This window comes from Massilia glaciei, from assembly GCF_003011895.2.
GTDB lineage: Bacteria > Pseudomonadota > Gammaproteobacteria > Burkholderiales > Burkholderiaceae_D > Telluria_A > Telluria_A glaciei.
This window is the reverse complement of sequence record NZ_PXWF02000067.1, coordinates 1-12,695: the sequence shown is the minus strand read 5'-3', so window position 1 is coordinate 12,695 and position 12,695 is coordinate 1. Positions and strand designations below refer to the sequence as shown.

Below are 12,695 nucleotides of genomic sequence, written 5' to 3'. Positions count from 1 at the left end.
AGATCCCGCGCAGTGGCAGCTGCAAGGCTTCGTGCCGCCGGACGGCGAGGTCGGCCCCGGCGGGCGCAGCTTCAACCTCGGCGAGTCCGAGATCACGATGTCGGCCAACATCGACCCCATGTTCGCCGGGCAACTGACCTTTGCGCTCACGCCCGAGAACGAGGCCGAGGTCGAGGAGGCCTACGTGCGCACCCGCGCCCTGCCCAACGGCTTCAACGCGCGCGCCGGGCGCTTCCTGTCGTCGGTCGGCTACCTCAATGCGCACCACGCCCACACCTGGGACTTCGTCGACGCGCCGCTGGCCTACCAGGCGTTCTTCGGCGGCCAGTACAAGACCGACGGCGTGCAGGCCAAATGGCTGGCCCCGACCGACACCTTCATCGAACTGGGCGCCGAGGTGGGCAAGGGCGCCGGCTTCCCCGGCAACGAGCGCGACAAGAATGGCGCGGGCGCGGCCGCCCTGTTCGCCCACGCGGGCAACGACATTGGCGCCTCGGGCAGCTGGCGCGCGGGCCTGTCGTACCTGCGAACCGGTTCGGCCGGGCGCGAGTACGAGGACAACGGCCTGGCCGTCGCTTTCGACGGCCGCTCGAACGTGATGATCGCCGACGCCATCTACAAGTGGGCGCCGAACGGCAATGCGACCCGGCAGAACTTCAAGTTGCAGGGCGAATATTTCCGGCGCAAGGAGAGCGGCACCCTAGCCACCGGCGCCGACAGCGACGCCTACGCCAGCAGCCAGTCGGGCTGGTACTTGCAGGGCGTCTACCAATACGTGCCGAACTGGCGCGCCGGCCTGCGCTACGACCGCCTGGGCTCGGGCACGCCGTCGATCGGCCTGGTCGACAGCGGCCTGTACACGGGCGCCGACTTACCGCTGCTGGCGCCGTACCGTCCGGCGCGCGCCAGCGTCATGCTCGACTACAGCCCGTCGGAGTTTTCGCGCCTGCGCCTGCAGTTCGCGCGCGACCAGACGCGTCCGGGTGTGACCGACAACCAACTCTATCTCCAGTACATCATGAGCCTGGGCGCGCACGCGGCCCACGCGTTTTAAGGCGATGACCATGAACACCATCAACCGCACACTGGCCTCCCTGCTGCTGGGGGCCGCCGCCATCGCCTCGGGCCAGGCCCAGGCGCTCAACGTGCTCGCCTGCGAGCCCGAATGGGAGGCGCTCGCGCGCGAACTGGGCGGCGACAAGATCACCGCCTCGAGCGCGACGAGCGCCTTGCAGGACCCGCACCGGATCGAGGCGCGCCCCAGCCTGATCGCGCGCACGCGCAACGCCGATTTGCTCGTTTGCACCGGACTCGACCTAGAGGCGGGCTGGCTGCCGCTGCTGGTGCAGCAATCGGGCAACGGCAAGGTCGCGCCCGGCCAGCCAGGGTTCTTCGAGGCCGGCGGTTTCGTGCCGCGCATCGGGATCCCGGCCAGCGTCGACCGCGGCGACGGCGACGTGCACGCGGCCGGCAACCCGCATGTGCACCTCAATCCGCACAACATCGCGCTGGTCGCGGCGGCGCTGGCCAGGCGCCTGGCCGAGCTCGACCCGGCCAACGCCGCGCTCTACCAGGGGCGCCACAAGGACTTCGCCGCGCGCTGGGGCGCCGCCACGCTCAGGTGGGAGCGACGGGCGGCGCCGCTGCGCAACATGGACGTGGTCGAGCACCACAAGAACATGGACTACCTGCTCGGCTGGCTCGGCATGCGGGTCGTCGGCACGCTCGAATCGAAGCCCGGCGTCGAGCCGAGCGCGGCCCACCTCGGGAAGTTGCTGTCGCAGCAGCAACGCAATCCGGCCAAAATGGTCGTGCGCGGGGCCTACCAGGACGGGCGCGCCTCGCAATGGCTGTCCCAGCGCGGCAAGATCCCCGCGGTGGTGCTGCCGTACACGGTCGGCGCCGACGCCCAGTCCGGCAACCTGTTCGCGCTGTTCGACAGTTCCATCGAGCGCCTGCTGGCGGCGGCAAAATGAACGCGGCCGCGTTTGACTTCATGATCATCGTGCCGGCCTTCGTGGCCGGCCTGCTGGTGCTGGCCACCCACGTCCCGCTCGGTGCCCAGGTGCTCAAACGCGGCATCGTGTTCATCGACCTCGCGATCGCCCAGATCGCGGCCTTGGGGGTGATCATCGCCGGTTCCGGCAGCCTCGACCCGCAGGGCTGGACCATCCAGCTCGCCGCCGGCGCGGCGGCCGTGCTCGGCGCCTTGTTGCTGACCTGGACCGAGAAGCGCTGGCCCGACGTGCAGGAGGCCCAGATCGGGGTCCTGTTCATCCTCGCCGCCAGCGCCGGCCTGCTGCTGGTGGCGCACAACCCGCACGGCGGCGACCATCTGCAAGACTTGCTCGCCGGCCAAATCCTCTGGGTCAGCTATCCTCAGATGATCATGCCGGCGGCCGGCGCTTTGATCATCCTCGCGCTGCTGTATTTCTTTAACGAGCGCATGGGCCGGCTCGGCTTCTACCTCGTGTTCGCGCTGGCCGTGACGGCCTCGGTGCAACTGGTCGGGGTCTACCTCGTGTTCGCCAGCCTGATCGTGCCAAGCCTGGCGGTGCGCCACTACCGCGCGCGCCTGCGCCTGCCGTTCGCCTACCTGACCGGCATGCTCGGCTACGCCAGCGGCCTCGTGCTGTCGGTGTGGTTCGACCTGCCGTCGGGCGCGCTGATCGTCTGGTGTGTCGCCGCGGTCGCGGTGCTGGTCTACGCGTTCGGACCGAAGCCGGAGCCGGCACGCGACTGATTATTTCCGTCCCAAAATTAAACCCCGCCCAGAGCGATCTCGGCGGGGTTTTTCACGTCCCCCCATGGTGCGAACTTGGTGGGGCGCTTGTGCGCAGTCAAACGGCGGCACCCGTGCCATATTAAACTTTTAACAATACTTATCAGGCCGCTTGGTGCCTGTTCCAGCTCAAGAACGACAGCGTTTTCAACGGTTTTCGCACCGGAGGACACCATGAACCGCCAAAATTTCTCTCGCGAGAACTATTCAACCTACGTGTGGTTCCGCCAGGCGGCCGAGCGCGGCGACGCCTACGCCCAATTCAACCTCGGCCTCATGTACAAAAAGGGCGAATGCATCGAGCGCGACTACGCGCGCGCCTACAAATGGCTGCGCCAGGCCGCGATCCAGGGCCTCGCGTTCGCCCAGAACCACCTCGGCGCGCTGTACTACAACGGCCGCGGCGTCGAAAAAAGCGACGCCGAGGCGGCCTACTGGTTCCGCCACGCGGCCGAGCAGGGCGACGCCTCGGCGCAGCAAAACCTTGGCCAGATGTACCGCAAGGGCCGCGGCATCGAGCAAAGCCACGAACTGGCGCTGGCGTGGTTCTACCGCGCCGCCGAGCAGGGCGTGGCAAGCGCCCAGAACCTGCTGGCCGAATGCTACCTGCACGGGCAGGGCGCCAACGTCAACTACCCGCTGGCGATGGCCTGGTTCCGCAAGGCGGCGGTGCAGGGCGACCCGCAGGGCCAGCTCAACCTCGGGCTCATGTACAAGCGCGGGCAGGGCGTCGAGGCCAGCGACACCCAGGCGCTGTCGTGGTTCCGCCAGTCGGCCGCGCAGAGCGACGCCGGGGCCCAGCGCCAGCTCGGCTTGGCCTACGCCGAGGGCCTCGGCGTGCGCGCCGACCCGCTGCGCGCCTCGGCCTGGCTGCAGCGCGCGGCCGAGCAGGGCGACCGCGACGCCCAGTTCAATCTCGGCGTGATGCTCGCCAACGGCCAGGGCGTCGAGCGCGACGAGGCGCGCGCGCTGTCGTGGTACCTGCGCGCGGCCGAGCAGGGCCATCTGCTGGCCCAGTACAACCTGGGCAGCGTGTACGCCAACGGGCGCGGCGTCGCGCGCGACGAGCAGCGCGCGCTCGAATGGTACCGCCGCGCCGCCGAGCAGGGCGCGCCCAACGCCCAGTTCAACCTCGGCGTCATCTACGCCAACGGCCAGGGCGTGCCGGTCAACGACGCGCTTGCTGCCAAGTGGTACCGCATGGCCGCCGAGCAGGGCGACGCGAGCGCGCAGAACAACCTCGGCGTGATGTTCTCGAACGGCCAGGGCGTGCCGCGCGACGAAACCATGGCCGTCTACTGGTACAGTCAGGCTGCCGATCAGGGCCACGCGCTGGCCCAGTACAATCTGGGCGGCATGTACAGCAGCGGGCGCGGGGTCGGGCGCGACATGGTGCTGTCGTACATGTGGATGCTGCTGGCCGCCGACGCCGGCGACGAGACCGCTTGCGCCAACAAGAGCATCGTGGGGCGCCGCCTGACGCCATCCGAGATTGGCAACGCGCTCGACCTGTCGCGCCAGTGGCAGGTCACGCACCGCAGCATCAGCGCCGACACGCGCGCCGGGTTGTGAAAATCCCGGGTGGACGCCTGAGAGGCTGAGAGTCTTTCGGTCATGCCCGCTCATCACGCCAGAAAGCGCCAGTTCGTCGTTGCAAATGCTCGCCATAGCCCGCTATGGCTGTGCTTTGCGCCTCGATCTGCCGCTTTCTGGCGGGCTGCTCGGGCACGCCCGAAAAACTCTCAGCCTCTGAGTCGGGGTTTTCCCCGGTCCGTCCGCAAAACGAAAATTCTCCCGCCCGGGAGTTTTTTTTGCCGTCGGATGGGGGCATGCGGGTCGGGTCGGTGAGCGTTGCGCGATGAGGGTCGCGCACACGCTAGTGGCAGGATCAGCTTCAACGCAAAGCGACGCATCCCGGCCCTCGCGGGAGCGGGCCGCTTCCTCGCGCCGACAAATGCTCCGCCAAACTTGAGTGCTTTCGCTGGCGCCGCCATCGAGGCTACCTTCGCCGCGGCAAAACAACCATCGGTTAGCGTCACTTCACAACCGGGGTCTGACCCCACTTATGAAATATTCCGCAATCGGGGTCAGACCCCGGTTGCGAAATATTGCTTGAGCTGAATGCGGCGCGGTGGGGGCCAGCCCCTGAAGCCGGAGAATCGATGTCGCGACGCAAGCCGGAAGCGGCGGCTGGGTCTGACCCCGTTTATGGAAGATTTCGTAAGTGGGGTCAGACCCCGGTTACAAATAAATTCTTTCGGCAATGTCGTTCTTACCCGGCCGCGAGGTGCGCTTTGACAAGGCATCCGGGCAGTCCACGTGGCCGGGCGGCGCAGGCGAAATCCAGGCTATGGCGCCCGCCGCCAACGGCGTATTTACCGATGGCGTTCGTGCAACATAATTTACTCTGGGGGAAACAGGCGCTACAATAGGACGGTCGACCGCCGGCACCCGGCGGTTCCCGAGACCGTCCCACGTCCTGATCGCGCCCATGAAAACCATGCTCCGTACCGCCTGCCTGACCAGCCTGTCCCTGCTAAGCGCCGGCGTGGTCGCGGCCTCGATCGCCGTCCAGGCCAGCGACACGGCCGGCAAGCCGCTCGCCGACGTCGTCGTGTACGCCGAACCGGAGCCGGGCGTGGCGCTTCCTAAAATGCTCAAGCCGGCCTCGATCGCCCAGCGCGGCCTCAAGTTCCTGCCGCTCGTGAGCGTGATCCAGACCGGCAGCCAGGTCGCCTTCCCCAACAACGACAAGGTGCGCCACCACATCTACTCGTTCTCGCCGGCCAAGAAATTCGACCAGAAGCTTTACTCGGGCGTGGCCGCCGCGCCGCAGGTGTTCGACAAGCCGGGCACGGTGGTGTTGGGCTGCAACATCCACGACCGCATGATCGCCTACGTCAAGGTGGTCGACACCCCGTTTTTCGCCACCACCGACGCCGCCGGCACGGCCCACATCGAGCTGCCCGCGGGCGGCAAATACACGCTCAAGGCCTGGCACTACAACATGAAGGCCGGCGCCAGCGCCGAGCAGGCGCTGATGGTCAAGGACGGCGTGGCCGCGTCCAGCGCCGCGTTCAAGATGGCGCTCAAGCCGGTGGTGGTCGACACAGACGCTTCCGGGGACAGCGGCTACTGATGTGCTGATGCGTTTTCGCAGTCTCGAGGGCCGCATCGCGACCCTGTTCCTGGTCCTGATCGTGGTGGTGCAGGTTCTCGGCCTGTTTGTGATCCAGCAGGGGATCGACGCCAACGCGCGCGCCTCGATCGGCACCGAACTGGCCAACGGCGAGAAGGTGCTGCGCAAACTCATCGAGCAGAACGCCCAGAAGCAGCGCTTCAGCGCCCAGGTGCTCGCGCGCGACACCGCCTTCGTCCAGGCCATCGGCAACGACGTCGGCGGCGACCATGCGACGATCGAATCGGCGCTGGTCAACAGCGGCAGGCGCGCGCGCGCCGACCTGACCATGCTGATCGACGGCGAGCGGGCCGTGATGGTCGCCAGCGGCATGGCCAAATCGAACGCGCTCGAACTGCTCGTGGCCGGCCTGCTCGACCAGGCCGAACAGAACGACGGCGCGGGCGCCATCGCCGTCGTCGACAAACGCCCGTTCCAGATCGTGGTCATGCCGGTCAAGGCGCCGATCACCATCGCCTGGGTCGTGATGGGTTTCGCGATCGACCGCCAGATGGCGATCGACATGAAGGAACTGTCCGCGCTCGAGGTGGCGATCCTCACGCGCGCGGCCGGCGGCCGCTGGCAACCGGTCGAGGCGACCCTGGCGCCGGCGCTGATGGCCGGCGTGGCGCAGGCGCTGCCGGCGGCGCCGCCCAAAAGCGCGTTCGACCTCGAGATCGACGGCAGCAAGTTCAGCGCGCGCCTGGTGTCGATCGGCGCCGACGGCGGCGGCCCCGGCGCCCACGTGATGCTGGCCCGCTCGATCGACCTGGCGACCGCCCAGTACACCAGCCTCGAGCGGACCCTGATCGTGCTCACCGTGCTCGGCATCATCGTCGCCGCGGTCGCCAGCGTGCTCACCGCCAAACGCATCGCGCAGCCGCTGCGCGACCTGGCCGCCACCGCGCTGCAGCTCGAGCGCGGCGACTACCGCGGCCAGATCGACGTCGGCCGCGACGACGAGGTCGGCGCGCTGGCGAAGGCCTTCGGCAGCATGCGCGACGGCATCGCCAAACGCGAACAGGAGATCGGGCGCCTGGCGTACTGGGACACCCTGACGGACCTGCCGAACCGGGCCCGCTTCGTGATGCTGCTCAACGAGGCGCTCGAAGCGGCGCGCGCCGGCGGCGGCGCGCTGTTCGTGCTGATGATGGACCTCGACCGCTTCAAGCACGTCAACGACGTGATGGGCCACAATTTCGGCGACGCGCTGCTGCGCCAGGTGGCGCTGCGGCTGCACCAGCAGGTGCTGGGCTCGCACCCGGCGGCGCGGGTGGCGCGCCTCGGCGGCGACGAGTTCGCGGTGCTGCTGCCGGGCGTCGACCTGGCCGGCGCGCGCCGGCTGGCCGCCGAAATCCTGCGCGCGCTCGAGCTGCCGCTCTCGCTCGAGGACCAGACCGTCGACATCGGCGCGGGGCTGGGCATCGCCGGCTTCCCGGCGCACGCCGCCGACGCCGAGGCGCTGCTCAGCATGGCCGAGGTGGCGATGTACTGCGCCAAGCAGCGCAACGACGGCGCGGTGGTCTACGACGCGCTGATCGACAAGGCCAGCGAGAAGAACCTGTCGCTGCTGACGGAGCTGCGCAAGGGGATCGAGCGCGACGAGTTCCGCCTGCACGTGCAGCCAAAACTAAGTCTCGACACCGGCCGGGTGGTCGGCATCGAATCGCTGGTGCGCTGGTGCCACCCCGAGCGCGGCAACGTGTTCCCCGACGATTTCATCCCGTTCGCCGAACAGACCGGATTCATCCGGGTGCTCACGCGCTGGGTGCTCGAGCAGTCGGCCGCGCTGTGCCGCGACATGGCGCTGCGCGGCATTCACCTGAAGGTGTCGGTCAACCTGTCGACCCGCGACCTGCTCGACCAGGAGCTGCCCGAGAAGATCATGGACATCCTGCGCCGCCACCAGGTCGCGCCCGGCTCGTTCTGCCTCGAGATCACCGAAAGCGCGATCATGGACGATCCGGTGCGCGCGCAGCAGACGCTCGAACGCCTGCACGCGCTCGGGCTGGACCTGTCGATCGACGACTTCGGCACCGGCTACTCGTCGCTTGCCTACCTCAAGCGGCTGCCGGTCAACGAACTCAAGATCGACAAGTCGTTCGTGCTCAACATGGAAAACGACGCCGGCGACACCAAGATCGTGCGCTCGACCATCGACCTCGGCCACAACATGGGCTTGCGCGTGGTGGCCGAGGGCATCGAGTCCGAAGCCGTGTGGCGCCTGCTGGCCGCCCTCGGCTGCGACCAGGGGCAGGGCTACTTCATGAGCCGGGCGATCCCGGGCGAGCAACTGGCCGACTGGATCGGCCAGTGGCGGGCGCCGGCCGCGCTCGAGCCGGCGTAGCCCGAGCCGGCGCAACCCGAACCAGCGCAACTCGAATCGGCGTAAACACGGCCGGCCCGGCGGGTCGCCAACGGCGCCGATTCACGCTATCATCTGCGCTGCGCCGGCGGCGCCGCGATCCGGCCCGCCGACCCTGTTCAACCAAAAAAATGGAACCACCATGCAAATGAGACGTGCCTCGATCCTGGTCAGCCTGCTCGCCCTCGGCGGCGCCCAGGCAGTCGCCCAAACCTGTCCACCGGGCGCCTCGGCGTCCCTGGCCTATCCGGCCACCAAAAAAGTGGCGCAGACCGACAGCTACCACGGCACCAGCATCGCCGACCCTTACCGCTGGCTCGAGGACGCCAACAGCGCCGAGACCAAGGAGTGGGTCGACGCCCAGAACAAGGTCACCCAGTCCTGGCTGGGCCAGATCCCCGAGCGCGAGGGCATCAAGGCGCGCCTGACGCGCCTGTGGAACTACGAGCGTTACAGCGTGCCGTTCAAGGAGGGCGGGCGCTACTTCTACAACCGCAACGACGGCCTGCAGAACCAGGCGGTCCTGTACACGATGAAGACGCTGGGCGACACCCCGCGCCTGCTGCTCGACCCGAACACGCTCGCCGCCGACGGCACCGTGGCGCTGGCCGGCACCGCCGTCAGCCCCGACGGCAAGCTGCTCGCCTACGGCACCGCCGCCTCGGGCTCGGACTGGAACGAATGGAAGATCCGCGACATCGAGACCGGCAAGGACCTCGACGACCACATCAAGTGGGTCAAATTTTCGAGCACCGCCTGGACGCCCGACGGCAAGGGCTTCTTCTACAGCCGCTACGACGAGCCCAGCGAGGCGACCAAGCTGTCGGGCGTGACGTACTTCCAAAAGCTCTACTACCACAAGGTCGGCACCCCGCAAAGCGCCGACACGCTGGTCTACGACCGCCCGGACCAGAAGGAATGGATGTTCGGCGCCGAAGTGAGCGACGACGGCCGCTACCTGATCATCACCTCGAGCAAGGACACCTCGCCGAAGTACCGCATCTTCTACAAGGACCTCACGCGCGCCGACGCCCCCGTGGTCGCGCTGATCGACGCCCACGAATCGGCCTATGAGTTCATCGACAACGACGGCCCGGTGTTCATGTTCAAGACCGACAACAAGGCGCCACGTTCGCGCATCGTCGCGATCGACACGCGCAAACCGGCCCCGGCCAACTGGGAGCAGATCGTCGGCGAAGGCAAAGAGACCATGGTCGGCGCCAACATCCTCAACGAGCAGCTCGTGGTCGAATACCTGGCCGACGCGCGCAGCATGGTCAAGCTGTTCACCCTCAAGGGCAAGCCGGTGCGCGAGATCAGCCTGCCGGGGATCGGTTCGGCGTCGGGCTTTGACGGCAAGCGCGGCCAGAGCGAGACCTTCTACGCGTTCAGCAGCTACACCACCCCGACCACGATCTACCGCATGGACCTCAAGAGCGGCAAGAGCAGCGTGTTCCGCCAGCCAAAGGTCGACTTCGACCCGAGCGCCTACGAGACGCGCCAGCAGTTCTTCACGAGCCGCGACGGCACCCGGGTGCCGATGTTCATCGTCTCGAAGAAGGGCCTCAAGCTCGACGGCGGCAACCCGACCTACCTGTACGGCTACGGCGGCTTCAACATCTCGATGACGCCCGGTTTTTCTCCGGCCAACCTGGCATGGATGGAAATGGGCGGCGTCTACGTCGTCGCCAACCTGCGCGGCGGCGGCGAGTACGGCGAAGCCTGGCACGAGGCCGGCACCAAGCTCAAAAAGCAGAACGTGTTCGACGACTTCATCGGCGCGGCCGAATGGCTCATCGCCAACAAGGTGACCTCGCCGTCCAAGCTGGCCATCGGCGGCGGCAGCAACGGCGGCCTGCTCGTCGGCGCGGCCATCACCCAGCGTCCGGAACTGTTCGGCGCTGCGATCCCGATGGTGGGCGTGCTCGACATGCTGCGCTTTCATAAATTCACGATCGGCTGGGCCTGGACCTCGGACTACGGCTCGTCCGAGAACGCCGACGAGTTCAAGGCGCTGGTCAAGTACTCGCCACTGCACAATCTGAAGGCCGGCTCCTGCTACCCGGCGACCATGATCACCACGGCCGACCATGACGACCGCGTGGTGCCGGCGCACAGCTTCAAGTTTGCCGCCGCCGCCCAGGCGGCGCAGGCGGCGGGCGCGCCGCCGGTCATCATCCGCATCGACGTCAAGGCGGGGCACGGGGCGGGCAAGCCGACCGCCAAGCAGATCGAGGAAGTGGCCGACCGCTGGGGCTTCCTGATGCGCGCGCTGAACATGTCGGCGCCGGCCAAGGTCGCGGCCAAGATCGCGGCCAAGGTCGCGGCCAACTAAGCGCAGCACTCCCGAAAACGGCGCGAGCGGCTGCGGCCCCTCGCGCCGTTTTTTATGCGCCGGCGGTGCGCCGAAACGTCATGCGCCAATTCATCTCCCAGGTGTCACCGCGGTCGGGCGAAATGGCCTGCTCCCAGCGCGCGCTGTCGGGCGTTATGTCGGACCACGTGTAGCGCATGCGGATCGGCCGGCCGTCAAGCTCGTCGTCGCATTCAAAGACCCCGACGCCGTGGCTGAATCTGCCCACCACCGGCGGCAGCAGCACGCCGGCCGGGTTCAAGCCCGCATTGACGTTGTCGAGCCAGTAGATGCTCCACAACGCCGTTTGCGGATTGAAGAGCCGAAGCGACATGCCGACGAAGCCCGGGCGCCAGCTCTCGGCGATGTAGTCGTCCAGATTGCCGATCGCCCCGGGCAGCGCCACATTGTGCTGGGTCGCCTCGAAGGACTCCCAGTCGGTATTGTTTTGCAGGCGCTTTCGCAGGCGCAGGTTGTCGACATGCCAGTGCCCGAGCAGGAAGTCGAAGTCGCCAATGCCGCCTTTGATGGACTGGTCCATGGGCTTATCCTTTCAGTAAAAAGAATCTATGATAGGGGCCGGTGTTGTGCCGGACAATATGATATCGACGGTGTTGGCCCCCTCCCGGGGGCAGCATTGAAGGTTTTTACAGGGGTTTTCTTTGAGTTTTGAACTGGACGCGTACGACCGCAAAATCCTCGCCCTGCTGCAGGAGAATTCACGCCTTGGGTTTTCCGAAATCGGGCGCAGGATCCACCTGACGTCGCCCGCGGTGGCCGAGCGCGTGCGGCGGCTCGAGGAGGCCGGGGTGATCGAGGGTTTCGGCGCGCGGCTTAACCTGAGGGCGCTCGGTTACACCTTCGAGGCCTTCATCAACATCACGGTCGAGTCGCACGATGCGCTCGACGCCTGGGCCGCATCGCACCACGAGGTGCTGGCCTTGCACGCGACAACCGGCAGCCACTGCGCCTTGCTCCATATCGCCGTGCGCGCGCCGGAGCATCTGCAGGAGCTTATAAAATCACTCGGAAAAATCGGCAAGACGACAACCTCGATCGTGCTGTCCTCGCAATGCGGGGGCAGGGCGCGCCTGCCGGCCGACCAGCTGCCAAAAATGCCAGGGTAGCGGCCCGCGCTACCGGCGGCATAGCGCGGTTCGACGAACCCGCCATGTCTGGGCGGCCGGTGGGATGTCTGCCAAAGTGGCCTTATTCCAATAAATAGGGGTCGCCATGCGCGCTCGTTCTCTCCAGGTTTATATCGCAGCGTCCCTCAGCCTCGGCTTGATTCTGGCCTCGCTGATCCACGGCCCGATTCCGCAGCCGGCCAACTACCACGCATTCGCCGATGGCCACGCACTGGCCGGTGTGGCCAATGGCGCCGACGTGCTCTCCAATATCTGCTTCGTGCTGGTCGGCCTGTATGGCTTGCTGCAGGTTTGGCGCACCCGCCTCGCGCCCACCCTCGACCGGATCAGGCCCGCCTACACGGTCTTTTTCGCGGCCCTGGTGCTGACCGCATTTTGCTCCGCGTGGTACCACCTCGCGCCCGACAACGCGCGGCTGGTATGGGACCGCCTGCCGATCGCCATCGCCTGCGCCGCGCTGCTGGCCGCGGCCGCCCGCGAATACCTGAACGCGCCGGGTGCTACCCTGCCGCTGATGCTGGTGTGGGCCTTCGGCAGCGTGGCGTGGTGGCGCCACACCGATTTGCTCGGACGCGGCGATCTGGGGCCCTACCTGATACTGCAGTTGCTGCCGATCGTGCTGATTCCCCTGGTGCAGTGGCTATCCGGCGCCGCGCGCGAACAACGGATCGCGTTCGGTGCCGCCATCGGACTGTATGTGCTGGCCAAGCTGTGCGAAATGGCGGACCACGCAATCTTGGCGGCGCTGGGCCTTATCAGCGGCCATACGATCAAACACCTGCTTGCCGCGCTGGCCGGCCTGGCCCTGGCGAAGGGGTTCGCGCTGCGCAGATAGGGCGGTTTGACAGCAATTCTCAATTCAGATTTTG

Annotated in this window: 10 protein-coding genes; 9 read left to right on the top strand and 1 reads right to left on the bottom strand. The window is 67.2% G+C overall.

Annotation, left to right across the window (positions count from 1 at the left end):
• From C7C56_RS05130 to C7C56_RS05100, 7 genes are all read left to right on the top strand, one after another.
• Positions 1–1,054, top strand: a 1,054-nt coding sequence (locus tag C7C56_RS05130; protein WP_106756399.1) for a hypothetical protein, incomplete at its 5' end; no start/stop codon positions are given.
• 10 nt (positions 1,055–1,064) lie between these two features.
• Entirely contained in the window at positions 1,065–1,976 is a 912-nt protein-coding gene (locus C7C56_RS05125) for a metal ABC transporter substrate-binding protein (protein WP_181373026.1), read from the top strand.
• Positions 1,973–2,743, top strand: a complete 771-nt coding sequence (locus C7C56_RS05120) for a metal ABC transporter permease (RefSeq protein ID WP_106756398.1) — start codon at positions 1,973–1,975, stop codon at positions 2,741–2,743. Before C7C56_RS05125 ends, C7C56_RS05120 begins: the two co-directional genes overlap by 4 nt.
• A 213-nt stretch (positions 2,744–2,956) precedes the next feature.
• Complete coding sequence (locus C7C56_RS05115) at positions 2,957–4,354, top strand: SEL1-like repeat protein (protein ID WP_106756397.1); 1,398 nt, start codon at positions 2,957–2,959, stop codon at positions 4,352–4,354.
• A gap of 919 nt (positions 4,355–5,273) precedes the next feature.
• Positions 5,274–5,921, top strand: a complete 648-nt coding sequence (locus tag C7C56_RS05110) for a methylamine utilization protein (protein WP_307719025.1) — start codon at positions 5,274–5,276, stop codon at positions 5,919–5,921.
• Positions 5,922–5,928: 7 nt separating this feature from the next.
• Positions 5,929–8,307, top strand: coding sequence for a putative bifunctional diguanylate cyclase/phosphodiesterase (locus C7C56_RS05105; RefSeq protein WP_106756401.1), 2,379 nt, complete (start codon positions 5,929–5,931; stop codon positions 8,305–8,307).
• Positions 8,308–8,467: 160 nt separating this feature from the next.
• Positions 8,468–10,660, top strand: a complete 2,193-nt coding sequence (locus C7C56_RS05100; protein WP_106756396.1) for a prolyl oligopeptidase family serine peptidase — start codon at positions 8,468–8,470, stop codon at positions 10,658–10,660.
• Positions 10,661–10,712: 52 nt separating this feature from the next.
• On the opposite strand, the gene C7C56_RS05095 is transcribed toward C7C56_RS05100, so the two are convergent.
• Positions 10,713–11,219 carry a hypothetical protein gene (locus C7C56_RS05095; RefSeq protein ID WP_181373025.1) on the bottom strand — a complete coding sequence of 169 codons (507 nt, stop codon included), beginning with the start codon at positions 11,217–11,219 and terminating at the stop codon, positions 10,713–10,715.
• Positions 11,220–11,340: 121 nt separating this feature from the next.
• Here C7C56_RS05095 and C7C56_RS05090 point away from each other — a divergent pair, with 121 nt between their 5' ends.
• On the top strand, positions 11,341–11,805 hold the full coding sequence (locus C7C56_RS05090) for an Lrp/AsnC family transcriptional regulator (protein ID WP_106756395.1): 465 nt from the start codon (positions 11,341–11,343) through the stop codon (positions 11,803–11,805).
• 106 nt (positions 11,806–11,911) lie between these two features.
• On the top strand, positions 11,912–12,661 hold the full coding sequence (locus tag C7C56_RS05085) for a ceramidase (protein WP_146204289.1): 750 nt from the start codon (positions 11,912–11,914) through the stop codon (positions 12,659–12,661).
• Positions 12,662–12,695: the final 34 nt, after the last annotated feature.

Bases quoted from the DNA above. Each gene is read 5' to 3' on its own strand.
- C7C56_RS05125 (WP_181373026.1), top strand. From the start codon at position 1,065: ATGAACACCATCAACCGCACACTGGCCTCCCTGCTGCTGGGGGCCGCC.
- C7C56_RS05095 (WP_181373025.1), bottom strand. From the start codon at position 11,219: ATGGACCAGTCCATCAAAGGCGGCATTGGCGACTTCGACTTCCTGCTC.
- C7C56_RS05100 (WP_106756396.1), top strand. From the start codon at position 8,468: ATGCAAATGAGACGTGCCTCGATCCTGGTCAGCCTGCTCGCCCTCGGC.
- C7C56_RS05120 (WP_106756398.1), top strand. From the start codon at position 1,973: ATGAACGCGGCCGCGTTTGACTTCATGATCATCGTGCCGGCCTTCGTG.
- C7C56_RS05110 (WP_307719025.1), top strand. From the start codon at position 5,274: ATGAAAACCATGCTCCGTACCGCCTGCCTGACCAGCCTGTCCCTGCTA.
- C7C56_RS05085 (WP_146204289.1), top strand. From the start codon at position 11,912: ATGCGCGCTCGTTCTCTCCAGGTTTATATCGCAGCGTCCCTCAGCCTC.
- C7C56_RS05115 (WP_106756397.1), top strand. From the start codon at position 2,957: ATGAACCGCCAAAATTTCTCTCGCGAGAACTATTCAACCTACGTGTGG.
- C7C56_RS05105 (WP_106756401.1), top strand. From the start codon at position 5,929: ATGCGTTTTCGCAGTCTCGAGGGCCGCATCGCGACCCTGTTCCTGGTC.